Annotated in this window: 26 protein-coding genes and 1 pseudogene; 11 read left to right on the top strand and 16 right to left on the bottom strand. The window is 67.8% G+C overall.

All coding sequences use genetic code 11. The annotated features are described in order from the left end of the window. Positions 1-84: 84 nt before the first annotated feature. The 3 genes from QQM39_RS09410 to QQM39_RS09400 all read right to left on the bottom strand — a co-directional run bounded on the left by QQM39_RS09410 (position 85) and on the right by QQM39_RS09400 (position 3,238). Positions 85-1,269, bottom strand: coding sequence for an IS701 family transposase (locus QQM39_RS09410; RefSeq protein WP_301996237.1), 1,185 nt, complete (start codon positions 1,267-1,269; stop codon positions 85-87). Positions 1,270-1,342: 73 nt separating this feature from the next. Further along, positions 1,343-2,171, bottom strand: a protein-coding gene (locus tag QQM39_RS09405) for an IS5 family transposase (protein ID WP_302003470.1) whose coding sequence is annotated in 2 segments (ribosomal slippage) — positions 1,343-1,835 and positions 1,834-2,171 — 831 coding nt in all. Because the reading frame shifts where the segments join, the coding sequence is not laid out codon by codon here. A 44-nt stretch (positions 2,172-2,215) separates the two neighbouring features. Continuing rightward, positions 2,216-3,238, bottom strand: coding sequence for a hypothetical protein (locus QQM39_RS09400; protein ID WP_301996236.1), 1,023 nt, complete (start codon positions 3,236-3,238; stop codon positions 2,216-2,218). A 423-nt stretch (positions 3,239-3,661) separates the two neighbouring features. Between QQM39_RS09400 and QQM39_RS09395 the strand changes: the two genes are divergently transcribed. Next, positions 3,662-4,744, top strand: coding sequence for a hypothetical protein (locus QQM39_RS09395; protein ID WP_301996235.1), 1,083 nt, complete (start codon positions 3,662-3,664; stop codon positions 4,742-4,744). A gap of 52 nt (positions 4,745-4,796) precedes the next feature. Here QQM39_RS09395 and QQM39_RS09390 read toward each other — a convergent pair whose 3' ends face one another. Beyond that, positions 4,797-5,057: a hypothetical protein gene (locus QQM39_RS09390; protein WP_301996234.1), complete on the bottom strand. Its 261-nt coding sequence runs from the start codon at positions 5,055-5,057 to the stop codon at positions 4,797-4,799. A 105-nt stretch (positions 5,058-5,162) separates the two neighbouring features. On the opposite strand from QQM39_RS09390, the gene QQM39_RS09385 reads away from it, so the two are divergent. From QQM39_RS09385 to QQM39_RS09355, 7 genes are all read left to right on the top strand, one after another. Beyond that, a protein-coding gene (locus tag QQM39_RS09385; RefSeq protein ID WP_301996233.1) for an IS3 family transposase occupies positions 5,163-6,406 on the top strand; the annotation gives its coding sequence in 2 pieces (ribosomal slippage) (positions 5,163-5,445 and positions 5,445-6,406; 1,245 coding nt in all). Positions 6,407-6,554: 148 nt separating this feature from the next. Further along, on the top strand, positions 6,555-7,103 hold the full coding sequence (locus QQM39_RS09380) for an acyl carrier protein (RefSeq protein WP_301996232.1): 549 nt from the start codon (positions 6,555-6,557) through the stop codon (positions 7,101-7,103). Between the two features lies 1 nt (position 7,104). Continuing rightward, positions 7,105-7,329: an MbtH family protein gene (locus tag QQM39_RS09375; protein ID WP_367668917.1), complete on the top strand. Its 225-nt coding sequence runs from the start codon at positions 7,105-7,107 to the stop codon at positions 7,327-7,329. Positions 7,330-7,359: 30 nt separating this feature from the next. Further along, the gene (locus QQM39_RS09370) at positions 7,360-9,273 is read left to right on the top strand and encodes an ABC transporter ATP-binding protein (protein WP_301996231.1); all 1,914 of its coding nucleotides are present in this window, start codon (positions 7,360-7,362) and stop codon (positions 9,271-9,273) included. Then, a complete protein-coding gene (locus QQM39_RS09365) occupies positions 9,270-11,060 on the top strand; it encodes an ABC transporter ATP-binding protein (RefSeq protein WP_301996230.1) in 1,791 nt (596 codons plus the stop codon). Before QQM39_RS09370 ends, QQM39_RS09365 begins: the two co-directional genes overlap by 4 nt. A gap of 159 nt (positions 11,061-11,219) precedes the next feature. After that, positions 11,220-11,966, top strand: a complete 747-nt coding sequence (locus tag QQM39_RS09360; protein WP_301996229.1) for a histidine phosphatase family protein — start codon at positions 11,220-11,222, stop codon at positions 11,964-11,966. Positions 11,967-12,182: 216 nt separating this feature from the next. After that, entirely contained in the window at positions 12,183-13,382 is a 1,200-nt protein-coding gene (locus QQM39_RS09355; protein ID WP_301996228.1) for a condensation domain-containing protein, read from the top strand. Between the two features lie 462 nt (positions 13,383-13,844). Here the strand turns inward: QQM39_RS09355 and QQM39_RS09350 are convergent. The 3 genes and pseudogenes from QQM39_RS09350 to QQM39_RS09340 form a co-directional block, all read right to left on the bottom strand. After that, positions 13,845-14,239: pseudogene (locus QQM39_RS09350) on the bottom strand (NADPH-dependent F420 reductase); the annotation flags it as partial. Between the two features lie 821 nt (positions 14,240-15,060). After that, a complete protein-coding gene (locus QQM39_RS09345; protein ID WP_301996227.1) occupies positions 15,061-16,029 on the bottom strand; it encodes a YihY/virulence factor BrkB family protein in 969 nt (322 codons plus the stop codon). A gap of 101 nt (positions 16,030-16,130) precedes the next feature. Next, the gene (locus tag QQM39_RS09340; RefSeq protein ID WP_301996226.1) at positions 16,131-16,559 is read right to left on the bottom strand and encodes a hypothetical protein; all 429 of its coding nucleotides are present in this window, start codon (positions 16,557-16,559) and stop codon (positions 16,131-16,133) included. A 177-nt stretch (positions 16,560-16,736) separates the two neighbouring features. Here QQM39_RS09340 and QQM39_RS09335 point away from each other — a divergent pair, with 177 nt between their 5' ends. Beyond that, positions 16,737-16,907 carry a hypothetical protein gene (locus tag QQM39_RS09335; protein ID WP_301996225.1) on the top strand — a complete coding sequence of 57 codons (171 nt, stop codon included), beginning with the start codon at positions 16,737-16,739 and terminating at the stop codon, positions 16,905-16,907. A 12-nt stretch (positions 16,908-16,919) separates the two neighbouring features. Here QQM39_RS09335 and QQM39_RS09330 read toward each other — a convergent pair whose 3' ends face one another. Then, positions 16,920-17,756 carry a DUF1206 domain-containing protein gene (locus tag QQM39_RS09330; RefSeq protein WP_301996224.1) on the bottom strand — a complete coding sequence of 279 codons (837 nt, stop codon included), beginning with the start codon at positions 17,754-17,756 and terminating at the stop codon, positions 16,920-16,922. Then, positions 17,753-18,571 (bottom strand): SigB/SigF/SigG family RNA polymerase sigma factor, encoded by an 819-nt coding sequence (locus QQM39_RS09325; RefSeq protein ID WP_301996223.1) that lies wholly within the window; start codon positions 18,569-18,571, stop codon positions 17,753-17,755. Before QQM39_RS09325 ends, QQM39_RS09330 begins: the two co-directional genes overlap by 4 nt. Before the next feature lie 408 nt (positions 18,572-18,979). Between QQM39_RS09325 and QQM39_RS09320 the strand changes: the two genes are divergently transcribed. Then, positions 18,980-20,356, top strand: a complete 1,377-nt coding sequence (locus QQM39_RS09320; RefSeq protein ID WP_301996222.1) for a diacylglycerol kinase family protein — start codon at positions 18,980-18,982, stop codon at positions 20,354-20,356. 191 nt (positions 20,357-20,547) lie between these two features. Here the strand turns inward: QQM39_RS09320 and QQM39_RS09315 are convergent, their stop codons facing one another. From QQM39_RS09315 to QQM39_RS09295, 5 genes are all read right to left on the bottom strand, one after another. Beyond that, positions 20,548-20,907: an ANTAR domain-containing protein gene (locus QQM39_RS09315; RefSeq protein WP_301996221.1), complete on the bottom strand. Its 360-nt coding sequence runs from the start codon at positions 20,905-20,907 to the stop codon at positions 20,548-20,550. A 39-nt stretch (positions 20,908-20,946) separates the two neighbouring features. Then, complete coding sequence (locus QQM39_RS09310; RefSeq protein WP_301996220.1) at positions 20,947-21,303, bottom strand: PRC-barrel domain-containing protein; 357 nt, start codon at positions 21,301-21,303, stop codon at positions 20,947-20,949. After that, a complete protein-coding gene (locus tag QQM39_RS09305; protein WP_301996219.1) occupies positions 21,300-21,701 on the bottom strand; it encodes an ANTAR domain-containing protein in 402 nt (133 codons plus the stop codon). The genes QQM39_RS09310 and QQM39_RS09305 overlap by 4 nt, the downstream gene beginning before the upstream one ends. Before the next feature lie 83 nt (positions 21,702-21,784). Beyond that, positions 21,785-22,063 (bottom strand): hypothetical protein, encoded by a 279-nt coding sequence (locus QQM39_RS09300; protein ID WP_301996218.1) that lies wholly within the window; start codon positions 22,061-22,063, stop codon positions 21,785-21,787. Positions 22,064-22,592: 529 nt separating this feature from the next. Then, positions 22,593-22,790: a hypothetical protein gene (locus QQM39_RS09295; RefSeq protein WP_301996217.1), complete on the bottom strand. Its 198-nt coding sequence runs from the start codon at positions 22,788-22,790 to the stop codon at positions 22,593-22,595. Between the two features lie 15 nt (positions 22,791-22,805). On the opposite strand from QQM39_RS09295, the gene QQM39_RS46130 reads away from it, so the two are divergent. Continuing rightward, positions 22,806-23,252 carry a hypothetical protein gene (locus QQM39_RS46130; protein WP_367668916.1) on the top strand — a complete coding sequence of 149 codons (447 nt, stop codon included), beginning with the start codon at positions 22,806-22,808 and terminating at the stop codon, positions 23,250-23,252. A 55-nt stretch (positions 23,253-23,307) separates the two neighbouring features. Here the strand turns inward: QQM39_RS46130 and QQM39_RS46125 are convergent, their stop codons facing one another. Together QQM39_RS46125 and QQM39_RS46120 are read right to left on the bottom strand one after the other, a co-directional pair. After that, a complete protein-coding gene (locus QQM39_RS46125) occupies positions 23,308-23,667 on the bottom strand; it encodes an alpha/beta fold hydrolase (RefSeq protein WP_367669714.1) in 360 nt (119 codons plus the stop codon). Next, positions 23,610-24,008, bottom strand: a complete 399-nt coding sequence (locus QQM39_RS46120) for an alpha/beta fold hydrolase (protein ID WP_367668915.1) — start codon at positions 24,006-24,008, stop codon at positions 23,610-23,612. The genes QQM39_RS46125 and QQM39_RS46120 overlap by 58 nt, the downstream gene beginning before the upstream one ends. Between the last annotated feature and the right edge of the window lie 100 nt (positions 24,009-24,108).

Here is a 24,108-nt window from a genome sequence, read left to right as displayed (position 1 = left end):
CTTGGTGTTGGCGTCGTCGACGCCAGTGTGACCAGTGCAGGATGTGGTCGGCAGTGACGGGCCGGCGGTCGGTGAGGCGGGTGATCAGTCGTCTGATCTCGGCAAGGCTGAGATGGATGAGCTGGGAGGATCCGTTTCTGCTTTGTCGGTGTCCAGCTCGCGGGCTCGCAGGATGGTCAAGCAGGCGTGGGCGGCCATGGCCAGGGTCATGTGGCGGTGCCAGCCGGGATAGCGGCGGACCTGGTAGTCGTCCAGGCCGCATTCCTGCTTCGCGCTCTGGAAGCATTTTTCGATGGCCCACCTGCTGCCCGCGATGCGGATCAGGTCGTCGAGGGTGGTTTCGGTGGGGCAGTAGGCGATGTAGTAGGAGACCTCCCCGGGTCGGCTGACGCTGCGGCGGGCGATGACCCAGTGGCGGCGATCGGGCCGGTGCCAGGGCCGCACCTCGACGCGAGCCCATTCGTAGATCCGCAGGCCGTGAGCCCCGGTGCCGCAGGAACGGCGCTTCCACTTCTGCCGCGGCAGGCCGTTGAACAGGTCGTGGATGGGGTGGTCGATCGCCCAGCGGGTCACGACGGTGTCGTGCCGGGTGGTGGCCATGACGTGGAAGACATCGGCCTGCTCCAGCTCGAAGCGCCAGCCCTTGGAAAAGCCATAGGCGGCATCAGCAGTCACCCACCGAAACGGGATCCGGTCCGCGATCGCGCGACGGACCATCGCCTTCGCCATGGTCACCTTCGTCTCGAAGGCGACGTCGTCACCGATGCCGGCCCGGCGGCACCGCTCGCGGTCCTCCATCCAGGACGTGGGCAGATACAACCGTCGGTCGATCAGTGTCCGTCCACGTGGGGTCGCATAGGCGAGGAAGACGCCAATCTGGCAGTTCTCCGTCCGCCCGGCGGTTCCGGAGTACTGCCGCTGCACCCCGGCCGACCGCATGCCCTTCTTCAGGAAGCCCGTGTCGTCCACGATCAGGACTGCCTCATGGTCACCGAGGTGCTCGACGACGTAGTCACGCACGTCATCGAGCACCTCGTCGGCGTCCCACTCGATCCGGTTCAGCATCCGGTGGATGCGGTCCGGGCCTGAATGGCCGGCCTGCTCGGCCAGCGTCCAGCCGTTCTTCCGTCCCAACGGAGCGATCAACCCGCGCATATAGGCCAGCGCCGACTCCCTCGGCTCCGACCTGCTGAACCGGTGTACGAAACGCTCGTGCAGAGCGGTCAGTTCACCGGCCCACAACCTGACATCAGCAAGGTCCCCACCCATCACCACACCAACGACCAACCTGGCCAGCAGTCACGACAAGCACCGTTGCAGTACTAGGCGGTGTCTTCAAATGTCACGCCCACATCAGGAGCGATGCGAGGGTGACGGCTGCTTGGTAGGACTCGGCGGTCTTCTCGTAGCGGGTGGCGATGCCTCGCCACTGCTTCAAGCGGTTGAAGCATCGTTCGACCACGTTGCGCCGCTTGTAGAGCTGCTTGTCGAAGGCGGGCGGGCGCCCGCCGCGGTGGCCGCGCCGGAGCCGGTTGCGGATCTGGTCGGAACGTTCCGGAATGGTGTGGCCGACGCCCCGCCGCCTGAGCCAGGCCCGGATCGCTTTGGAGCTGTAGCCCTTGTCGCCGATGACGTGGTCGGGCCGGACACGGGGCCGTCCCGGCCCGAGGCGAGGCACCCGTATCGCGTCCATCACGGCGGTGAACTGGGTGCAGTCGTTGGTGTTCCCGCCTGTGACGGTGAAGGCGAGCGGGCGTCCCAGGGCATCGCATGCCAGGTGAATCTTGCTGGTCAGGCCGCCTCGGGACCGACCGAGTCCGGGGCTGCGGAGCCCCCTTTCGGGCCCCGGCAGCGTGCTGGTGGGCACGGACCACGGTTGAGTCGATCGACACGAGCCAGTCGATGTCGCCGCTCGCGTCCGCCCTCGACTGGGCGGCCTGGAGCATCCGCTCGAACGTGCCGTCCAGGGCCCACCGGCGAAACCGGGTGTGCAGCGTGGCCCACGGACCGTACCGCTCGGGCACGTCCCGCCAGGCCGTCCCGGTACGGAACTTCCACACGATCCCGTTGAGCACGGTGCGGTCGTCCAGCCGCTTCCTGCCCCGCAACGATGCGGGCAGCAGCGGCCGGACGAACTCCCATTCGGCATCCGACAGTTCATGTCGACGTATCACCCGACCATGATCCACCACTCAAGATCATTTGAAGACACCGCCTAGGCCGCTCCGAAGCCGCAGAGCCCGGCGAGGGTGCCCGGGGACAGGCTGCTCGCGAAGCCCGTGTCGGGTAGTCGGCGCAGGATTGCCTGCCAGAGTTCCGGCTGCAGGCGGGAGTGGGGTCCTTCTGTTGTGGCCCGGAGATCGAGGATGGCCGTCTTGCCGACGTCACCCAGGACGAACTGCTGGTCGCCGCCGTAGGTTTCGTCGGTGTCACCGCGGAACCTCGTGAGGTGCAGAGGCAGTCCGAATGTCGGGTACGTCAGGGCGGCGACGATGTTGTGCGGCCCGGGCCCCTGTCCGCGCACGTGGGAGGATCGCAGGACCAGCCGTGCCACGTCGGAAGCGCCGCCGTAGCCGTCAATGAGGAACGTGTTGGACACGGTGTGCAGAAGGGCGGCTCGGCGCAGCAACCCACTGCCGAGCCAGGCACCACGCTGCTGCACCTGCGTGAAGTGGTCGCTGGGGCCCTCCCATTGAGCCTGATGCCCACGCTCGGCATCTGTCCATGCCTTCGGTGAGGACTTCCAGCACAGGAGCTTGACGTCCGGGTCGATCCACTTGTCGAGCATCCTCGCGATGGCGCTGCGCCAGAGTCTCGCCGGCAGGCCGGTCAGTCGCAGTCGGGTGGGCTCGCCGAGCACGCCCAGTTCAATTGCCGTGCGATCTCGCCGCGTGATGCGAAGCCCCGGCACACCGTGGACCTCGTGGTCCGATACGTACGTGGGGAGGAGGTTGAAGAGGATCTCGGCCGCCCGCTCTTCACCCTCTACGCACAAGGCAATGCCGTCCGGCTCTGGGTGCACCCCGGTGATGCCGAGGGGGTAACGGGTGTAGACGTTCCGGAACTCCAGGAGGCCGAGAAGCACGCGAGCCTCGAAGTACTGCTGAGCCGACGAGGCGGCCGAGGGGATCGGGGGCGCATCGGGCTCAAGCGAATCAATCGCCCGGCGTGCCTGTTGGACGCTCTCCCCCGTGTAGAGGCGCCGGCGCAAGGAAACGTCTTGGTGCATCGCGCTCATGGGTCTCCTGAACGTCTCGGCCCAGGACGTGCGGAATTGAGATCCAAACGGATGCGCAGGGGGGCTGCTGAGGACCGGTTCACCCGAGCGTGGAGAGAAGAAGGGCCGATGCATCTCCGGGGAGCGGTGGTCAGCCGCAGCAGAAATCTAGCTGGTCTCGTACTCGACGGGTACCTGACTGGTGATTCCGGCGGCGCCGTTCACTCGGACGGGGGTGAATGCTTGCATTGTCCGCTACGGCTCCTCTACGGTCCGGTCCGGGTTGAGGGAACCCTCGTCGTGCGCCTGTCCGGATCAATGGCGCAGCGTGTCGAAAGCCCCAGGCACCCTCGAGTGCTCCGTCCATGCCGTGCATGATCGTCGTTCTCGCTGGCAGCAACTCTTTCCCGCGCTGGGATCCGGCAGCGCACGAAGGAGACCGTCGTGCCCAAGAGCGACGTGGTCGACCTGTGCCGCCGCTACACCGGGGAAACCTGGGCCGGCGCCAAGGAACGCATTGCTCGGCTTCCGGAAGGAAGCCCTCTCATCCCCTCCGCCCGAGGCGATCAGGCGTTCCTCGAAGGGCAGGTCCTGCGTGCATTGCTGGAGTACCCCACCACGTACACCACCCGACCGCTTCGCATCGTGCGGGTCATCCCGGACGAGCCGCGTCCCGTCATCCGCTTCGCGGCCGACTCCGACCCTGAAGGCTTGGCCGAGCTGATCGCCTGGGGACTGTTCTCGTCCGGCGGCAAGGACGACCTGCGAGGGGTCGGCGGCCTACGCCTGGTCGGCGCCGGCCACGGCAGGCTCGACGTCGGACTCCACGGAACGACGGCAAGCCTCCGGCTCGAAGGTGTTCCCGATCGGGCCTGGAGTCAGGCGGAGGAGATCAGGCACCTGACCGCGGCCGAGTGCGGAGAGTCGTCCCCCTGCAGATACCCCGGTCTGACGCCGGGCGAACGGGCCTTCGCACGCGAACACCGCTGGCTTGAAGAAGGCTGGCGGGAGACAGCAGCCCTCGGAAGCGCCCTGCTGCGGCGGCTGCCGATGTTCCGTTCCGCAGCCGGCTGGCTGGACATGGCCGGCTTCACCAAGGACACCAACACTTACGGGTTTCGTCTGACCTTTGCCCGTGCACGCTGGACGGACCACGACGTGATCATCGAGCGCCTGACACACCCGCTCTGTGGAATCGCGGTCAAGGAGGATATGCGCACCTGTACCTGCGCGTACGGGGAGCGAGGATGCCGAATCTGGTTCGATGGCCCTGAAGGGGCACCAGGGCGCCTTGACTTGCAGATGACGGACGCCGGCGACGACTGCGAGATCGCCGAGCACAATCAGGCCCTCGCCTTTACGGGCAGCCCGAGCGACGAGATCGCACAAGTAACCGGCAGCCTGCCTGGTATGACCGCCGAGTGCACCCCGAACTGCCACCAACACCACGACACAGTCGCACACCTACGCCGGGTGGCCGCGAGCCGCCGGGAAGAGCTCAACCGCCTCCGGCGGAGAAGACTTTGACGCCGACGTGCCGCAGCGGCGGATTCGCCATGGTTCGGCCGGGCCGTGCTTGTTAGCTGTTCATGCCGTAGCGCTGGAAGAGCTCGGGGAGGAATCTGCCCAGGAGATTAAGGGCCGAGGCTTCGTCCCGGAGCTCGTCGTGCCCGAAGCGGTAGACCTCGTAGCCTCTGAGCTTGAGGTCCCGGTCGCCAGCCATCATCTCCGCGTACTTGGCGGTGTCGGGGGTCCGGCCGTGGTCGCGGGTGTAGTGCTGGGATCCGTCGACTTCGAGGACAATCCGCTGGCCGTGGGGTAGCAGGAGCAGGAAGTCCATGCGGAAACGCAGAAGGGCTTGGGCGCCTCGTTCCTTGACCGTCTTGGGATCCCAGTGAACCGCTCCGGGTCTGATGGAGGCTCGATTCCTTGAGAGGATCGAGTCATGGCACGTCCGTCCCCCTACCCGCCCGAGCTTCGTGAGCGTGCGGTACGCATGGTCGCGGAGATCCGCCCCAACTACCCGACCGAGTGGGCCGCGATGAAGGCAGTCGCAGCCAAGCTGGGCATCGGTGCGGCTGAGACGGTGCGGACCTGGGTCCGCAAGGCCGAAGTTGACGCCGGTCATCGGCCCGGCACGACGTCCGAGGAGGCCGCGGAGATCAAGCGGCTACGGGCCGAGAACGCCGAACTGCGGCGGGCCAACGAGATCTTGAAAGCGGCGTCGGCTTTCTTCGCGGCCGAGCTCGACCGGCCGTCGAAACGCTCGTAGCGTTCATCGACGCACACCGCCAGGTGTTCGGAGTCGAGCCGATCTGCCGAGTCCTGACCAGCCACGGACTGAAGATCGCAACGAGCACCTACTACGCGGCGAAGAACCGCACCCCCAGCGCCCGGTCGGTCCGCGACGCCGAGCTGAAAACGCAGATCAGCCGCGTCCACACGGACAACTTCAGCGTCTACGGGGTACGGAAAGTCTGGCGGCAACTGCACCGCGAAGGCATAACGGCGGCCCGCTGCACCGTCGCCCGATTGATGCGTGATCTCGGTCTGGAGGGCGCCCGCCGCGGGAAGAAGATCCGCACCACCATCCGGGACGACGGCCAGGAACGGGCTGGTGACCTGCTGCAACGCGACTTCACCGCGTCACGTCCGAACGAGCGGTGGGTGGCCGACTTCACCTACGTTGCCACCTGGTCCGGGGTCGTCTACGTCGCGTTCGTTGTGGACGTGTTCTCCCGCGCGATCGTGGGCTGGTCCGCCGCCACCAGCAAACGGGCCAAGCTCGTCCTCGATGCCCTCGACATGGCGCTGTGGCGTCGAGACCGTGCCGGAACTCCTGCTGGACCGGGCCTGGTTCACCATTCGGATGCGGGCAGTCAATACACATCTTTCGCGTTCACCGCCCACCTCCTCGACGCCGGCATCGACGCCTCGATCGGCACCGTCGGCGACGCCCTGGACAACGCGCTCATGGAATCCCAGATCGGCCTCTACAAGACGGAGCTGATCAAGCCCCGCAAGCCCTGGCAGGGCCTCTCCGACATCGAACTTGCCACCGCGGAATGGGTCGACTGGTTCAACAACCAACGCCTCCACACCGCGATCGGAGACATCCCGCCCCACGAGCACGAGACCAACTACTACGCTCAACACCAGCCCCAACCGGCGGCTGGAGTCAACGCATAGAGCCTCCACCGATCCCGGAGCGGTTCACAACGGGGCCGCACTGGAGTCTCTCGTGGTGGGTGAGCCACGGCCCGAGCTGCCGACCCCGTCGAACGCCCATCCCCCGGCTGAGCCGCAGGCGTCACGGCCCGGGGCGTGGGGCGCGTCGATGCTGGACCAGCACCTGGGCACCGATCTCCTCGCGCGCCTTATGGCAGACTTCGTGACAGCCTGGGCGCTCGGCCATGACGTGCTCTGGCGCGGCCTCTACGACGATGTCGTGACCGTGCATCTGCCCGGCTCCCCGTTCGCCCTCAGCCGCTACTGGCACGACGACGTTCGGCCCCCCGCTATGGTTCGGGCCGCCCTTGCAGGCCCCATCCGACCCGGCGCCAGCCCGATCGGCACCGGCCTTGCGGACGAGCCGGTCACCGGCGCGATGCCAAGCACCGGTGCCGCCACCGGGACCGCGACCGTGCCCGACGAGAGATTCCTGACCGCGATCCTGACGATAATGACCGCGGTCCTCGGTGACCGACCCGACGACGCCGAAGCGGACTTCTATGCCATGGGCGGCGACTCGCTCGCCGCTCTGGAGCTTGTGTCGCGGATCGAGGACGAGTTCGGGGTGCGACTCGAGGTCGACGACGTCTTCGCGAACCCGACAGCCGGCGGGCTCGTCACGCTCGTCTCGTCGAGGACTGCCGAGGAGATCTGACGTGGATCGCTTCGTGGTGGTGGTGAACGCTGAGGGTCATCACAGCTTGTGGGCTGCCGACGAACCCCTGCCGGGTGGGTGGCGTACGGTGCACGGGCCCGACAGCAGGCAGGGTGCCCTGGCCTACGTCGAGGCAGAGTGGAAGGACCAGACTCCGGCGTCCGTGCGGGCGTGGTTGGGCGCCTCCTCCACGCTGCCGCTGGAGGGGCATCGCCGTGCGAACTGACGGATGGACGCCGTGGCAGGAGATACAGCCGTGACCGAAACGCAATTTGACGCTCAGTTGCAGAGTCGTCAGACGAGACCACCCCGACACACTTGGGCGGACCGTCGAGACCTGCTCGGCCTCTTCCGCGACGTGCCGCGAGGCCGCACCGTGCTGCTGGCAGTCGTGCTCCTGATCCGTTGCACGACCCCACCGCTGGTCGGTGTCTCCCTCGGACTGACGGTCCGCGGGGTACAGCGCGCCGACGCCATCGGCTCGCTTGACCCGGTGATCGGCCCTCTGGCGCTGTTCGGCGTGCTTCTGATAGCGGGGCACCTGGCGGACGCATGGACCCCGAGCCTCACCTTCGCGGCATCGGCCGCCATCGACGGGGCACACCGCACCGAGGTTGCGAGGCTGGCCTCGTCCACCCTGGACGTGGTCGCCCTCGAGGCATCCGGGACCCACACGCTGCTGCGCGAGGTCGCGGCCGATCCCATGCTTGGGTTCGAGGCCACTCCCGCCAAGGGCGCGACGGCAGAACTCAGGTGGTTGGTCAACGTGGCCGCTGCGGCCACGGCGGCTCTCGCGCTGTGCTGGTACGCGTGGTGGTTGGTGCCCATCGTGGCTGTGCCGGCACTGATCAACCGGTTCCTGCGCAAGCGGGAGGCATTCGGCGTTGCCGCCCGCTGGAAGTGGGCCGCCGGTGGCGAGGCACCAGCCGACGTGTGGCGGCGCGCCACAGTGGGACCGGAGGCCAAGGAAATCCGACTGTTCGGCCTGGCCGACTGGACCGTCAAGACCATGCACTCGCACATTCTCAAGGCGAACCTCCCGCTGTGGACCTACGCCATCCGGTTGGTCAGATCCGAGTGGACTCAGTTCGCGCTCATCGTCGCCGGCCTGGTGCCTGCGTACGTCCTGGCGGCGCACTCGACCGCACTTGGCGAGACGTCCGTAGGGGTGCTGACCGCGGTGCTGATGGGCAGCTGGTCGCTTCACCAGGCGACCTCGTCGAGCTGGGACCTCATCGAGATGTCGGGCTCGACGAATCTCCGAAACGCCACGCAGGAACTGCGGACGCTTTTGGCGGACCCTGACGACCGCAGCCTTCCCCAACCCCCGGACACTGCGGTTCCGTCGTTGCCCGCAGCTCGGCGCCCTATCGGCGGGCCCCCTCACATCGTGTTCGAGGACGTGTCGTTCGCCTATGCCCCGCACCTGCCGCCCGTACTGGCAGACGTCTCCTTCGAGATCCCGGCGGGGGCCACCGTTGCACTGGTGGGACTCAACGGCGCTGGCAAGTCCACCCTCGTCAAGCTACTGACCCAGCTCTACCGCCCGAGCTCTGGTCGCATCCTCGTCGACGGGGTTGACCTGGCAAGCATCCCGCAGTCCGTCTGGCAAAGCCGGATCTCCGCCGTATTCCAGGACTTCATCAAGTACGAGTCCACGCTCGAGGACAACATCGTGCTCGGGCAGTCCAAACTGCCGGCGGACCGCGATGCCCTGGTAGCGGCTATCGCGGAGTCCGGACTGCAGCCGGTCATCGACCGGCTGCCTAGCGGGTTGGCTTCCATGGTGTCGCGTAACCGTGAGGGCGGAGTCGACCTGTCCGGTGGGCAGTGGCAACAGGTGGTGCTGGCCAGGGCCCTGATGGGGCTGGGCGGGGCGCCGGGTCTGCTGGTCCTCGACGAGCCCACGGCCCATCTCGACGTGGACACCGAGCGGCAGACGTTTATGCGCCTCAACGCTCGACGCGGGACCACGACGACGCTCCTCATCACCCACAGACTGTCCACGATCCGCGATGCCGACCGCATCCTTCTTCTCCGCGAAGGCAGGATCGAGGAGGCAGGGACGCACGAGCACCTTATGCGGCTCGACGGGCACTACGCGCACATGTTCAGGATTCAAGCCGAGCGTTTCAACAAGGGCTTCACCATGCTCGAGGAGGACGCGTGACCAAGCGACTGGCGATCAGGTGGGAGATGCTGAGGCGGTGTGGCCGGCTGATGCCGGGCTACACGGCCGCCTCGCTGGCGGCCCTGACGATCTCCACATTCGTCGTGGCTGCCACGGCACTGTCGGTGTGGGCAGCCGTTAACGCCAGCACGGAGGGCGACGTTACGCGGGCGGTAACCGCTGCGGCACTGGCGGCCGTAGCGTATGCGCTCAGCATCTCCTGCCAGGACGCGACGGACGCGCTCGTGCGCACGACGTCCGACCGTTTCGGACGGCTCGTGCTCCACCCTGAGATCCATCGCGACATCTCGGCCATGGAAGGGATGGAGCACCTTGAGAGAAGCGACTATCTCGACCGAGTGACCCTCGTCAGAGGCGGGACCACACCGTTGGCAGCCAGCCTGTGGACCTTCCTCACGGCATGCTCCAACATGCTGAAGGTACTCATCATGGTGGTCCTCCTGGGCGCTGTCACCCCGTGGCTGGGGCTGCTTGCGCTGCTCGCGACCGTTCCTGTCTGGTGTGACGCCCGAGGGCAGCGTGTCGTTCAGGCCACGGATCTGGAGACGGCGGAAATGTACCGTCATCAGCAGCACCTCTACGGGATCCTCACCAACGCTCGATACGTGAAGGAGATCCGCACCGCCGGGGTAGCGGACGAGTTGCTCCAGCGACAGCGGTCGACCTGGGACTCGCTCATGTCCCGCCGTTCCCGCGCGCAGTTTCGCGCGAGCGTGTGGAGCACCGCTGGGTGGGCGTGCTACGCCAGCGGCTTCTTGGCGGGACTGATTTGGACCGTCTCGCAGGCGGTCAACGGCAGTGTCAACCTCGGAGACATCACGCTCACCGTGGTCGTCGCCACGACGCTGCGGCAGTCGATCGCAACAACCGTCGACAGCTTCGCCACGGTGTCCAGCGCTTCCCGAATGATCGAGCCGTATTTGTGGCTCCGCGAAACACGACAGGCCGCGACGAGAAGGCCGGCCGACCGGCTACCGCCCGAACGGCTCGTGGACGGCATTGAACTGCGAAACGTCAGCTTCGCCTACGCCGGCGCGCAGTCGCCGAGCCTCCGGAACATCTCGCTGTCACTGCGAGCAGGCTCGACCGTGGCACTCGTCGGTGAGTACGGATCGGGCAAGACGACCTTGGTGAAGCTGCTCTGCAAGTTCTACGAACCCACCTCGGGCGCCATCCTGGTGGATGGTGAGGACCTGGACGAGGTGGACACCGTCGCCTGGCGCGCGCGCATGTCCGGAGCCTTCCAGGACTTCGGCCGGTTCCATGTGCCGGTCCGGGTCGGGATCGGGCTGGGGGATCTGTCGAGCATGGACGATGACGCCGCGATCGACCGTGCGCTCGGTGGCGCACAGGCCGGCGACATGCTGTCGAAACTACCTGCGGGGCTCGACACGGTGGTGGGATCGGAGGTCGGTGGCATCGAGCTTTCCGAGGGGCAGTGGCAACGCATCGCTCTCGCGCGAGCCAGCATGCGCCAGAATCCGCTCCTGGCCGTCTTCGACGAACCCACGGCATCTATCGACGCGCCTAGCGAGCACGCCATCTTTGAGCAGTTCAGCACCGCCTCACGGGCAATCGCCACACGCAGCGGGGCGATCACCCTCCTGGTCTCCCACCGATTTTCCACGGTCACTTCGGCGGATGTGATCGTAGTAATGGATCATGGACAGGTTGTGGAGGTCGGCAGCCACGCCGATCTCATGGACAAGGGCGGACGCTATGCCGAGCTTTACGGCATCCAAGAGAAGGGCTACGCAACCTCTTGAGTGCCGTGTGCCGCGCTGAGCTGCCGGCAGGGCACACGGCACCCGCCGCAGCGTGCAGCGCGAGGTCCGATTCCCCAACACGACGGCGAGCCAGTGGGTCATTGCGTAGTCGGGTAGCTCCTGGTCACGGGTCGATAAGGTCAGCGGAACGGTGATTGCATGCAGCTCATTCTCGTCCGTCACGGTCAGTCCACCAATAACGTCCGGCTCGCAGAGGCAATGGCAGCCGGACTCGGGAGGAATCAAACCGACGAGCAAATCGCCCCAGACGTGAGTCACTACCTGGGCCGGGTGCCCGACCCACCGCTGTCCGCTCTCGGCATGCGGCAGGCTGAGGCATTGGGAAGGGCACTGCTTGACGAGCGGACTCCCTTCACACCGACGCACCTGTACGCCAGCCCGACGACACGGGCAGTGCAGACCGTCCGTCCGCTCGCCGACGCCGCACGGCGGCCTGTGCTGTTGCACCCGGATGCCTACGAAGTCGGCGGGATCCACGTGTTCGACCCTCCGATGCGCACTCGCCAGGCCCGTCCGGGTGCGACGCTGATGGAACTTCTCCAGCACTGTCCGGCTGTCGAGGCGCCGCCCGGCCTCTTCCACTCCTCCGACGAGCCGTGGAGTGGTGGGCTCGAGACCCAGGACGAGCAGGCCGTCCCCCGCGCTCAACGCCTGCTCGCCCGACTACGCGAGGCGCACGGGCCGGACGACGTCGTACTCGTGGTCACCCATCAGCACTTCAGCCAGTTCGTGCTGGCGGCGGTGCTTGGCTGGGACGGACCGCCGTGGCAACGCTTTCGGCTGGACAACACCGGGCATCTGTCACTGAGATTTGGTGACGGACCCGCCAGCGTTGACTGGGTCAACCGTGTCGAGCACCTTAATCCAGAGGACATTTCGAACTGAGAAGGTCCGGCTTCGGTAATCAGCTGTGGGCAGGCGTGCAGATAGGTGCGCGATGTGAGCGTCGGCCGCCTACTTTTCGCCGCCCCCTTATCTTCGAAGACCATCGATGAGTCATCGAAGATTTTTAGTAGTCTGGTTCGCATCATGGATCACATAAAACAAACAAACGCACTGTCAGGGTCCGGTCTCCCTCTCAATTACGTACAGCTCGATCTAATGGCCAAGATCGGCCGGAATCCCGAGGCCGCGCACTTCTATGATGCGGTCTTCCTCTTCGTCGTGGCAGACGGCACGGACCCTGGGACCATACGTCGAGATCTTGAGCTGCTCTGGCGGCGACACGAATCGCTCCGACTCGCTTACGACCCGGGTTCTGGAACGCTCGTTGAACTCGACGACAGCGAATCCTCGATCCCACCGCTCGAGCACCGCGCTAACCTGGACGAAATTCGGCAACTCGCTCGCGACGTCCGTTACGGCTATCCGCTTCCGTGCGCGCCTCTCTTCCGGACCAGGCTCATTGCTGACTCCACGCAGACTTACCTGATACTCGCCATTCACCATCTCATCTACGACGGTTGGTCTTTGGGTGTGCTGTGGCGGGACCTGAAGGCAATACATGAGGCCACCGTGGGCACGGACGGCGAGGCAATTGTCGAACCGGCTCCGAGGGCGTCTACCCTGACAGCCAGCCAACATGCGGCGTGGGCCAGCGTCGGGGACGAGGCGTTGAGCCACTGGCGGCGTGAGCTCGAGGGCTACCGGCCTCCGCTCCTGGCACAGCCGGTGTCCCCCAACCGCCCGGAACCGGCGGCCTACGAAATGAGGACCAATACCTTCCGGCTCAGTGAGAAGGCGTTCCGTGCGGCCCAAGGCTTGGCGCGGGAGGCTCGGACGCCGCTCTTCACCGCGCTGGCGGCTACGTCAGCGCTCGCGCTTTCGCGGGTGACCGGTGACCGGGACTGGCTGATCGGCACCGATACCGCCAACCGTGAGGTGCGCGCGACCCGGGAGGTCCTAGGTTTCTTGGTGTCGACCCGAGTAGTCCGCCTGAGAGTCCAGGAAGGCCCCGTGAGTGCTGTGATGGCAGAGTTGTCAGCGGGACTCAAGCGGAGTCGGCCATACGCTGCCATCCCTTTCGAGAAGATCGCGATGGAGTGCGGCGATCCAGCCCTATTGAAGATCAACCAGGCGCATCGGACCGCGGTTACCCCTGAGGCTGTCGGCCTACGAGAACTGTCCATCGACGAACCGGCCCCACGGTACTGGCGTAGGTTTTTGTGGGCGTGGCAGCCTTCGCACAAAGATGTCGACTACTCCTTGATCTCACGATCTGACGTGGTCGATGAGGCGGTCGTCAGGGACCTCGCGCTTGAGGTGGAGCGCATCCTGGGGGTTCCCTCTCTGCCAGGCTGACGTGAGAAGCCGTATGTCAATCGAACGTGAACGCTCGATTCCTGCTGATCAGGCATGGTTTCGCTTGGGTTGGGGGAGGCATCGCGACGTCTTGTGTCCGCTTCATGGTCGAGGGGGCGCGGTGGCGTCGGTGCTGGGAATGCTGGAGGAGCGAGAGGCGGCTGGCAGCGTTCGTGTGGAGGGCTTGCGGGAGGAAGTCGTGCGGTTGGCTGAGGTGTTGGAGGCCGCGAAGATCGAGCTGGACCGGCGGGTGATCGCGCGGGAGGAACTGGTCGAGGCCCTGGCAGTCTCCGCGGCCGAGTCCACTGCCGTGACCCCCCACGACCGAGGCAGAGGAGAAAACGGCGCCGCGCTCGCTCCGGTGCCGGGCTCGTCGGCGCCGCCCTGGTGGAAAGGGCTGCCGGTGACGGTTCGGGCGCCGGACTATGAGCGCACTCTGGGCGCGGGCGACCACTGGCGTTATACGTCCTGGTGGCAGAGGTTGAAAGCCTTGACCACGTGGGCTCCTGGCGCCGCCACGACCAGTTGCTGCGCGGCTGAGGAACCTCCTCCCGTCAGCTGCCGGAAGCCCGGCCCGGCCGGGTTGGAGAAGTCGATCAGCACCTTGCCATCCAGAGCCGCGTGCAGGTCCCGGGCCGCGTCGCCTCCTGCCCCGAATGGCAGCGCGGTCAACACCACCTGACCGGAGTCGGCCGCCGCGCGCAGACTGGCAGGATTCGTGCTGCCTCGGATGCGCGTCGCGAGCCGCTCCGCCTTGTGTGCGTCCCGTCCCCCGATGGTCACCTCATGCCCGGCCCGCACCCAGTGGGTGGCGAGCGCGTCGGCGTGTTGCCAGTTCCCAGTACGGCGATCCTCATCACCAGATTGTTCGTGCCGAACCGACGTACGGCCGTGACGCTCATTTGACGCTCCGGGCGCCTGCTAGCCCGCATTTGGGATCCGAAAGCCTCTCTGACCTGCTGTTTTAACCATTGCGTCCAGGGTGACATGTTTCCGATGACTCATCACGTGGAGTGCGTGGCGATTCTGGAGCCGGTGGCTAAGGGGTCCTGACCTGTAGCTCAAGTACTTTCAGGCTGACCAGAGTCGGTGACGCGTCGAGGACTGGTGAGGCTCTCGATGATGCAGCCGGAAGGCCCAGCGGGACTCCGGCGGCAAGGCGCCGTTCTTTCGGGTCTATACAGGGCGTGCCTGTGCGGTGTGGGCTGGAGGCTGTGGAACGACGGGCCTGCTCCGAACGAACGGCAGTGCGCGCTGCTTGAGCGGCTCGCGGCTGGTGATGCGTGAGGAGGCCGGGCGCTGGCGGGAGGCTGTCGTGATCGGTGAGTACTGCGATGCCCTGGAGCGTCGTCTCGCTGAGCCGGATGGGGACTTGGGCGAGCAGGCCCTGTATTCGATCCGACTTCGGCTGGAGTGGGCACGCGCCTACTTGGGCGCCTCTGCCTGACGCGCGGAGCGCGGCCATCCACTGGCCCTCTCCCGTGGTCTTCACCTGCATCGACATGGAACAGGCCTTCACCGCGCTGCGCGGCTACGCCCGCGCCCACAACCGGCGCCTGTCCGAACTGGCCCGCGCCTTCATCGACGACTCCGAACCTCTCCCAGGCTTGGTGCCCTGACACCGTCGCCGAGGCGGTGACCGCACGCGGCTGCCCGAGTATGAAGAACCACGCTCGGATCACGGGCCGTGCTTCTGGAGGCGCGGTGCTGCTGGTGCGCCGCTGCCGGCTGACGCCCGCTGTGGCGCGGCGGCTGCGGGGCTGATGTCGGGCTCCGGGCCCTCGCCCTCGGCTGTCTCGCCGGACCGCACCGCCGGCCCCGTCTCGGTCGCTGTCCAAGCGGCGCAGTACAGCAGCAGCCTGGCCATGAGGTTGATCCACAGCACGACGGCGACCGGCACGGCGAAAGCGCCGTACATGCTCTTCCCCGCAACGCCCTGCAGGTAGCCGGTCAGCAGCCACTTGAGCAGTTCGAAGCCCACCGCACCGATCAGCCCGGCGACCACGACCGCACGCCGGCCGGGATGCACCTGCGGCAGCCGGGTGAGCACGTAGACCAGCAGGAGGAAGTCGACAACCAGGGCGATGGCCAGGCCGGCGAAGAACAGCAGGGCCCGTCCCGCCCCGCCCTCGATGCCGGCCTCGTCGGCGGCCCAGCCGACGGCGATGTTGGCGAACACCGAACTGCCGATCGCGACCAGCCCGACCGCGCCGAGACCGACCAGCACGACGGCGTCCTTGACCCTGAGCAGGATGGGATTACCCGGGTCCTGCTCCTTCTCCCACACCGCGCGCAGGCACCCGCGCAGGGCGCCGACCCAGTTGATGCCGATCACGAGCAGCAGCGCGCCCGCGATCAGCCCTACGGATCCGGCATGCGCGACGAGACCGTCCAGGTCCAGCAGGTCGGAGAGGCCCGGCGCCTGGTCGGCGATCTCGTCCTGGAGGTCCCCGAGCTGGTCGTCGCTCAGCAGCTTGGCGCTGATCGCCGCGCCCACGGTGATCAGCGGAAAGAGCGCGACGAAGCTGGTGAAGGTGATGGCCGCGGCGAGCCGGGCCCAGTGGACTGCATCCAGCCGCTCGAACGCCCGCCCAGCGTGCGTACGCATCAGCTTTCCGATCACCGGCAGCCTTCTCAGCCATTCCATGAGAAACACCCACTCCCTGCGTATCCCACAGCCCAGAAGAGAGGCATCCAGCGGAGGACCCGCACGGCCTTCCGACGTATGAGAGCGGCCGACCTGGATCGTCAGTGGGCGGCCCGGTGGCGGAACCAGTGGTCCTTGCGACGGGGGCGTTCGACCGGGCCGGCGGGGTCTTCGTCAGCCCCCTCCGCCTGCGCCGTCTGCGCGCGGGCGGAGCCGCGTTCGTTGATCAGAACGTCCCGTTCCTGTTCGGTCCCGGAAGTCTCGCGCTGAGGCTGTTTGAGCCTGCGACGTGCGGTGCGGCCGCGACGAGTGGCGTGGCGTGTACCGGTCAGCATAAGGATCAGCCCGAGCAGAGCCGCCGCCCCGACGACGATGCCGTAGAGGAAGAGGGTGCCGGTGGAACCGGTGACGTCGACTCCGAAGACGGAGAATCCGCCGGTGAAATCGTGGGCGCTGCCACTGTTGGAAAGAACCCCGGCGGCACCGATGACCGCCGCGGCAACGAGAATGACGAGTCCGAGGATGATCATGACGTGCTCCGGGATCTGCTTCCTGTCCTCACGGTAGAACCGTTCTGCCCGGCACGCCACCGCCATGGGTTGCGTTTACCCCGAAGTTGAGGTATGTGCGTGTCCGGAGGGCACCGCACTACTGGGTGGACGACCTCTCGTCCGCCCATCCGCCACGACCCCGGGAGGCGTAGCACCATGGCCTTCTTCCTGGTTCTTCTCAGCGGCGCCATCGCGCTGGTCGTCATCGGCGCTGTCGTCGACGGCATGCTGTATCTGCTCTCCATCGGCGTGCTGCTCCTCATCGCCGCCGTGCTGTACCTGCTCGTACGCTCGGTATCGCGCTCCCACCGACGCCCGGCCCACTGACGCGTGGAGCACTCACAGGCGGCGCCAGCGGGCCGAGGCGAAGGAGAAGACTCCGAAGAGAACCAGCCCGATCGCGACGGCAACCAGGAGCCATGGTCCCACCGGTGTCTGTGTGAAGCTGCGGAGCGTCGCGTCCACGCCCTTGGCCTCGTCCGGGTCGAAGCGGACGGCTGCCACCAGGATGAAGATCCCGGCCGCGGCGAACACCATGCCCCGTGCCACGCCTCCGCCGACGCCCAGAGCGGTGACGACCTGCTTCGTACGGTGGCTCATGGTGCCGGTGTCCAGCTGTCGCAGGAAGCGCCGCATGGCCGCCCGGACGGCGAGTACCGCACCGATGCCGATCAGGAGGCAGCCCGCGGCACCCACCAGCACCTGGCCGTAGGGCAGTTCGAGTGCCGATGCCGTCCAGTCCTGCGACTGCGCGTTGCCGCTGGAGCCCTGGCCGCCCTCGGCTGCGTACGCGGCCGTGGCCGAGCAGATGGCGGCGTAGAAGAGCGCCCGTCCGCCGTCAAGCACTCGCGAGGGCGCCTTGCGTCGAGGCCCCCTGCCAAGGACCGCGCGGGCGCCCCGCCACAACGCCATGCAGCCGAAGCCGACGACCAGCGCCCACAGCATGGTCCTGCCGAAGGGCTGCGCCGCGACCTGGGCCAGCGCGCCCTCGCGGTCCGCCGTCCCGCCGCCGCTGCCGAGGGCGATCCGGACGGCCAGTACACCGATGAGGACGTACACCACGCCGCGTGCGGCAAAGCCCGCCCGCCCGGCGGCGGTCAGCGTCTGCTTCTCCGCCGAGTGGCGGCTCTTGGGCCTGGCGGCCCGGCGCTGCCCGTGCGTCCGGGACGTTGTCACGGTGCCCTCCTCCGATCGTTGGCCTCAGCCATGACATGGCCGCGCAGGCGTCCACAGGTGCGGGTGATCAGGCGGGAGACGTGCATCTGGGAGATGCCGAGTTGCAGGGCGATGCGGTGCTGTGTCATCTCGCAGAAGAACCGCATGCAGAGGATCTGCCGTTCGCGTTCGGGCAGCTCCCGCAGCAGCGGGCGGAGCGCCTCACGGTTGACGATCATGTCGAAGCCGGGTTCCGGGCCACCGAGGGTGTCGGTCAGTGGGTGGCTGTCCGCGCAGTGGCCGGGCACGGCGTCCAGGGACAGGGCGGCGAAGCTCTCCAGCGCCTCTTGGCCCAGTCGTACCTCCGCCTCGGACAGGCCGCTGTGCGCTGCGATCTCGTGGACGGAGGGTTCGTGGCCGCCCCGCGACGAGCACTCATTGCCGGCGGAGCTGACCCGGCCGCGCAGTTCCTGTACACGCCGCGGCACATGCACGACCCGGAGTTCGTCACGGAAGTGCCGCTTCACTTCGCCGAGGATCGTCGGTATGGCGAAGCCCGGGAAAGCGGTGCCGGGACTGGGGTCGAAGCGGGTCACCGCCTTGACCAGGCCGAGTTGGGCAACCTGTTTGAAGTCCTCGAAAGTCTCGCCGCGATGGCGGAAGCGCCGGGCGAGCCGTACGGCCATCGGCCTCCAGGCGCACACCACTTCCTGCCGCAGCGCGGTCCTCTCCGGGCCCTCCGGCAGGGCGGCGATACGGCGAAAGGCGGCATCGGTGTCCGGGGCGTCGGCAAAGGAACGTGCGCTTCGCAAGCCCTGCGTGCGTTCGTGCGGCATGGGCGCGTCTCCCTGATCGGTGGCATCGCTCACCGTGGGAGCTGGCAGACCGCAGCGCACTGGGGAGCAGAGACAGCCGCTCCCACGGGCGTGCCTCCGGTCTGAAGCACCGCGGACGGGTTCCCGGACAGCCCGCCTTCAAACAAGTTCCGCGCCACGCAACCGCGGCTGCCTACGGGACGCGCGGGCGGCGAACGTGGCGCGTCGGAGGACCCGGCGCGCTCTCCAGCCGGCCCCCCCACCACGGGCCGTCCCCGCCCGGACAGCCCCGCCGGCCCAGCCGAACGGGACGACCCTGGGCGGTCCTGTCCGGACCTGATGGTCAACCGGCAGCGCGGCAGGCGTCGTTGGCTGATTCGTGTCGGCGGGCAGCCGCGTGGTCGCCACCGCTACGGGTACGCAGTCGCCATGAGACACCTCCGCGGACTCGATGCACGGCTCTTCGCGCGCGTCGCGTCGACCCGCCCCATGCTGCTGTGGCTGGCCGGTGCGGCCGTCATGGCTCTGTCCGGCAAGCGTGGAGCACGCCGTGCCGCCCTGCGCGGCACCGGCTCGCTGGCCCTGGCCTCCGCCGCCGTCGGCACCGCCGCCAAGTCGGCCTCCAGCCACCGATTTCTGCCTCGGCCCGCCACCCGGGCGTTGCCGTCCGGGCATGCGGCCGCCGTCGCGGCTTTCGCCACAGCCGTCACGTTGGAGTCGCCCTGGCTGGGCACCGCGCTCGTCCCCCTTGCCGCAGCATCCGTCGTCTTTCGCGCCCGCACCAGCACGTGCTCATCCGATGACGTCCTCGCGGGCGCCGCACTCGGGATCGGTATCGCTGTGGCGACCTGCCGTTGGTGGCCGCTGCACGTGGACGAACCAGCCGACACCGCCCGGCCGAACGAACCCGTCCCCGCCCTTCCCGCGGGTCTGGGGCTGATCGCCGTCGTCAACAGCGATGCGGGCGGCGACACCCCGGCCGAAGCCGAACTACGGATCCTCTTGCCGATGGCGGACATACGGCTCTGCGCGAGTGGCGTCGACCTGCACCTGGTACTCGACCAAGCCGCCAAGGACGTGCAAGCCCGGGGTGGCGCGCTCGGCGTCGTCGGCGGCGACGGGACGGTCAACGCGGCAGCAGTCCGGGCCACCGAGAGCGGACTGCCACTGGCCGTGTTCCCCGCCGGCACCCTCAACCACTTCGCCGCCGACCTCGGACTGGCGACCCTGAAGGCCACCGCCGGCGCCGTGGAGGCGGGTTCCGGCGGAGCCGTCGACCTCGGCCGGGTCACCTCCGCAGACGGTGCCGGCACGTACTTCCTCAACACCTTCAGTATTGGCGCCTACCCCGAACTCGTCCGGGCCCGGGAAGCCCGCGAGAGGCGCCTGGGCAAGTGGCCCGCCCTGTGCATCGGCCTGCTCCGCGTTCTCGCCGACGGCACCCCCAGCCAGGTCACAGTCGACGGGCGGCACCGACGGCTGTGGCTGCTGTTCGCCGGCAACAGCCGCTACGACCCGCCCGGCTTCGCGCCCTCCTACCGCCGCAGCCTCAACGACGGACTCCTCGACATCCGCACCGTCGACGGCAGCCACCCCTTCGCCCGCACCCGGCTCGTCGCCGCCTTCCTCACCGGAACTCTCGCCCGCTCCCGCGTCTACCAGGCCACCACGGTCACCCGGCTGCGGATCGACGGAATGAGCGAGGAAGAGGACTACACCCGTGACGGCGAAGTAAGTCCGGCCGCCGACACACTCCACCTCGACAAAGCGACACGTACGCTCACCGTCTACCTGCCGCCGCGGTGACGCCGTCGGCGGGGTGGCGCTCTTCGAGCGTTCTGCCTGCTCAACGGCTTCGGGGGCAGGGAAGGGGCAGGCCGGAGTTTGAGTTCCGCGAGGTGGGCTGCACAACGGAGGCGTCCGACGGCCGTCCGGGACGAAGGCACCGGAGAGTTGAGCTCACAGCTCCCGGTGCCGTCCGCTGGGCCCGCATGCCGTCACCGCCGGTCTGCCGGACGGAGGCACCGCAGCCCTCGGCGCAGCTCCCGCTGTATCGGTTCCGGGAGCGCCTCGTCCTTGGTCGTGGCGACCAGGGCCGCGGCCACGTCCCGGAGCTTGATGTTGCAGTGCTGCGACACGTCCACCAACAGGTCCCAGGCCCTGTCGCTGGGACATGGGGCCAGGGCCATCACCATGCCGCGGGCCTGGTCGATCACCGCACGGCTCGCCAGCGCGCGTCCCAACTGCTCGTTCGTGGCGCGTAGTTCGACGACCTCGGTCAGCAGAGCCGATTCCTCCGCCGACGCCGCGGCCGTCAACAACCGCTGTTCTTCGCGGGGCGTGGTCAGCTGGCGCATGGTGCGTACCTCACAGGCAGTCATCCCATCCATAGGGGGTCAGCGGCGCGCCAGTTGCCGTTCTCCGGCCGCACCGGGCTTGTAGGGCAGTCCGTAGTGCTTGAAGACCGCTTCCTCCTGCTCGGCGGGCAGCACATCGTCGGTACCGATCGAAGGGGCCTGCTTCACCAGCGTTCTGACATAACCGACCCTGAGATAGCCCGGCCCGACGATCGCGTCCCCAATGGGGACGAAGACAAGACGATGCCGGGTGGGCAGCCCGGTCCGTACCGTGGCCATGGCCGGCTCATCGGTGGTGGTGTCCACATAGACCGCCTCGAGAACACCGATCTTGCGCGACTCGGTGTCGACGACATCGCGGTTGCGCCATTCTCGGACGTCGGCTGCGTGAATCATGACCTTCTCCTTCCGGACGGCTCGTCCGCCGGTGGTGAGTCACATCCTCGGTCTTCCGCGTAGAGCCGCCGCAGCGCACGCCGCAGCGCCCGCTGCATCAGCGGCGAGAGCGGCTCCCCCTCCCAGGCAGCGATCATGGCCGCAGCCACGTCCGGAAGACTGGTGTTGCACTGCCGCGAGATGTCAACCAGCAGGTTCCTGGCCGGTCCACGGCGGCAGGGGACAAGGATCATCACCATGCCGCACGCCTGATCGATGACGATACGGCCGGCCAGTGCCCGCCGCAGCTGATCATTCTCGGCGCGCAGTGCGACGACATCCTGACCGGTGGCATTCTCCGCCGAGGCCTCAGCCGCCAGATCCCACCCATTCTCCGGGAGCAAGGTTGTGCGATGCATGGCATCTGCCTCTCCGCGATCTCCGTGCGTCCGGTGTGGCTGAAGCCGCCCCGGAATCTCTGGATGCCGGGCAACTTCATCGGTCACCCGCGGCGTTCATGGTCCCGCCGGTCCTCGCGCCTCCAGCGCGCCCGGTGCCGACGGCTGTAGCGACGGTTCCAGCGGTCCTGACGATCCCGGCGGTTCTCGTAGTCCCGGTAGTCCCCGAGATCGGAACCGTCGTCACGGATCCACCCTCCCCCGCGATCGCGGCCGTGCCGGGTGGCGCCGAAGACCAACACGGCCGCGGCCACCCACCAGATGGGGTTGATGAAGCCGAGGCCGAACAAGACCACGATCAGGATGAGAAGCAGAACGAACACGGCGGGCCTCCCGGAGCGGAACAAAGCATCACTGCCGGGGGCTGGGGCCAGTACGAACAGCGTAGCCTTCCCCCGAGGTTGCGGATAGCGACCCACGTCAGCGCCCTCCGCCGAGACCAGATGGCCACGTGCCGTCTGTCCAGGGAGCGCGGCGAGGGCTGGCGTGCGCGGTACGGCCCGAGTCCCCGGCAGCGTCGATCACCTCTCGCGCTCCTTCGAGGGCGCACCTCGTGCATCCGTGCCGGAACTTGCCCCGCCCCCAACGGGCCCCTCCCGCACCCGCCGTCGCCACGCCATTCCGGTGCGGCCTCGATGCGCCCCATGCGGGCACCGTCCATCCGCTGTCCGCCGTGTCGCACGTATCCACCGACAGGGGATCGAGGGTCTGCTTGTGCTGGTAGTGCAACAGGCAGAAGACGTACACGTCCGAGCGGCGCATCACGTCGGCCGAGGCGGTGCCCGTCTGGGCGTCCCAGCCAGAGGCCGGCGCGATGGAGAACGAGATGTCCGACAGCTGGGACTGCGCCCACTACCGCAGGTATGCCGCCGACTTCACTTCGACGCGCCACTTCCCGGGTGTGCGGATGTCAACGGTGTCCCATTCGGTGCGGGTGCCGATCGCGGCGCCCAGCGCCGTGGCTACGAGGTACTCGGCCAGGACACCGCGCATGGTGTTGTTGGCCAGGTCGGAGCACGCCCAGCTCCAGAAGTCGCCCAGCCTGCCCACCGGTTCGCCGTTGGGATGACCGTAGCCGCCGTACGAGGACAGTTGACGGGCCTGACGATGGATCGGTCGGGCCCGTCAGACGTTGAACTGGAGGCCGTGCGCACACCCGAGTTGCTGTGCCACTTCCATACCTCGCGCGCGGCCTTCGTCGAGGCACTGGCCGACGCGCTCTCGGACATCGGCCAACCCGACGCGCGGCACCGTGCGGAGCTCTTGGTCACCCTCGTCGACGGCGTCCTGCACCGTCGGCTTCTGCTGGGCCAACTCGCCTTGACCGAAGGCCAGTTGTGTGGAGAGCCGCCTGGGCCGGCCCGAACCCGCCTCGCCGCGGCAACTCACGGAGATGGCGGAGGCGTTGGCGGCGCTCGTGGCGGTGTCGGCCACCGGATCGCGGACGAAGCGCGGCCCACGGGGGAGTGCCGGTCCGCGGGGCCGCGGCCGACCGCAGGCGCCGAGCCTTGAAGGCGGATGGACCTCGTAGCCCGTCCCCAACCGCCGGGCCCGGCCCGGCCGGGTGTCAGGTGAGCCTGAGGAATTCGACGAGCGCCGCGTTCACCTCGTCCGGGCGTTCCTGCTGGGTCCAGTGTCCGCAACCCGCCAGTTCGAGGGGCTCGCGCCACAGGTTGGGCATGCGGGCGGGGAGGCTTTCGATGAATTCGGGGGTGCCGGGGAAAGCGGGAACGAGGTCGCGGTCGCCGTAGATGTACAGGGCGGGTGGGGTGACGACGGCGCCGTGCCACGGGGCGGTCAGTTCCCAGTTGCGGTCGAGGTTGCGGTACCAGTTGAGGGCGCCGGTGAAGCCCTTGGAGAAGCTCTCGGTCAGCACGTCGAGATCGTCCTCGGTGAGCCACGACGGCAGTACCTCGGGGTCCGGCATGTCCGCGAGCCAGCCCCGCTCGGGGTCGACCAGCGGCTGCTTGACGTCCCCGGGGGCGTCGCCGGAAGCCGAGTAGAAGAACTTCCGGAGCGTGGTGCGCGTGTCCCCCGGGACGGCGGGGGCACGCTCAGTCCCGCCACCGCGCGCACCATGTCCGGCCGCAGCAGTGCGGTGTACCAGGCGACCGGCGCGCCCCAGTCGTGCCCGACGACGTACGCCGTCTCCTCGCCCAGGGCGTGGACGAGGCCGACGACGTCACCGACCAGGTGGAGGATGCTGTACGCGTCGACGTCGTCGGGATGGTCGCTGCGTCCGTAGCCACGCTGGTCGGGGGCGACCACGCGGAAGCCCGCGTCGGGTCAGCGGGCCGAACTGGTGGCGCCAGGAGTGCCATGGCTCGGGGAAGCCGTGCAGGAGCACGACGAGGGGGCCTTCGCCTGC

This window comes from Streptomyces sp. DT2A-34 (genome assembly GCF_030499515.1).
Classification (GTDB): Bacteria; Actinomycetota; Actinomycetes; order Streptomycetales; family Streptomycetaceae; genus Streptomyces.
This window is presented reverse-complemented; position numbering and strand designations above follow the sequence as displayed.

Bases quoted from the DNA above. Each gene is read 5' to 3' on its own strand.
- QQM39_RS09410 (WP_301996237.1), bottom strand. From the start codon at position 1,269: ATGGGTGGGGACCTTGCTGATGTCAGGTTGTGGGCCGGTGAACTGACC.
- QQM39_RS09400 (WP_301996236.1), bottom strand. From the start codon at position 3,238: ATGAGCGCGATGCACCAAGACGTTTCCTTGCGCCGGCGCCTCTACACG.
- QQM39_RS09390 (WP_301996234.1), bottom strand. From the start codon at position 5,057: ATGGACTTCCTGCTCCTGCTACCCCACGGCCAGCGGATTGTCCTCGAA.
- QQM39_RS09380 (WP_301996232.1), top strand. From the start codon at position 6,555: ATGCTGGACCAGCACCTGGGCACCGATCTCCTCGCGCGCCTTATGGCA.
- QQM39_RS09360 (WP_301996229.1), top strand. From the start codon at position 11,220: ATGCAGCTCATTCTCGTCCGTCACGGTCAGTCCACCAATAACGTCCGG.
- QQM39_RS09355 (WP_301996228.1), top strand. From the start codon at position 12,183: ATGGCCAAGATCGGCCGGAATCCCGAGGCCGCGCACTTCTATGATGCG.
- QQM39_RS09345 (WP_301996227.1), bottom strand. From the start codon at position 16,029: ATGGAATGGCTGAGAAGGCTGCCGGTGATCGGAAAGCTGATGCGTACG.
- QQM39_RS09340 (WP_301996226.1), bottom strand. From the start codon at position 16,559: ATGATCATCCTCGGACTCGTCATTCTCGTTGCCGCGGCGGTCATCGGT.
- QQM39_RS09335 (WP_301996225.1), top strand. From the start codon at position 16,737: ATGGCCTTCTTCCTGGTTCTTCTCAGCGGCGCCATCGCGCTGGTCGTC.
- QQM39_RS09325 (WP_301996223.1), bottom strand. From the start codon at position 18,571: ATGCCGCACGAACGCACGCAGGGCTTGCGAAGCGCACGTTCCTTTGCC.
- QQM39_RS09320 (WP_301996222.1), top strand. From the start codon at position 18,980: ATGAGACACCTCCGCGGACTCGATGCACGGCTCTTCGCGCGCGTCGCG.
- QQM39_RS09315 (WP_301996221.1), bottom strand. From the start codon at position 20,907: ATGCGCCAGCTGACCACGCCCCGCGAAGAACAGCGGTTGTTGACGGCC.
- QQM39_RS09310 (WP_301996220.1), bottom strand. From the start codon at position 21,303: ATGATTCACGCAGCCGACGTCCGAGAATGGCGCAACCGCGATGTCGTC.
- QQM39_RS09305 (WP_301996219.1), bottom strand. From the start codon at position 21,701: ATGCATCGCACAACCTTGCTCCCGGAGAATGGGTGGGATCTGGCGGCT.
- QQM39_RS46130 (WP_367668916.1), top strand. From the start codon at position 22,806: ATGACCGTAGCCGCCGTACGAGGACAGTTGACGGGCCTGACGATGGAT.
- QQM39_RS46125 (WP_367669714.1), bottom strand. From the start codon at position 23,667: ATGCCGGACCCCGAGGTACTGCCGTCGTGGCTCACCGAGGACGATCTC.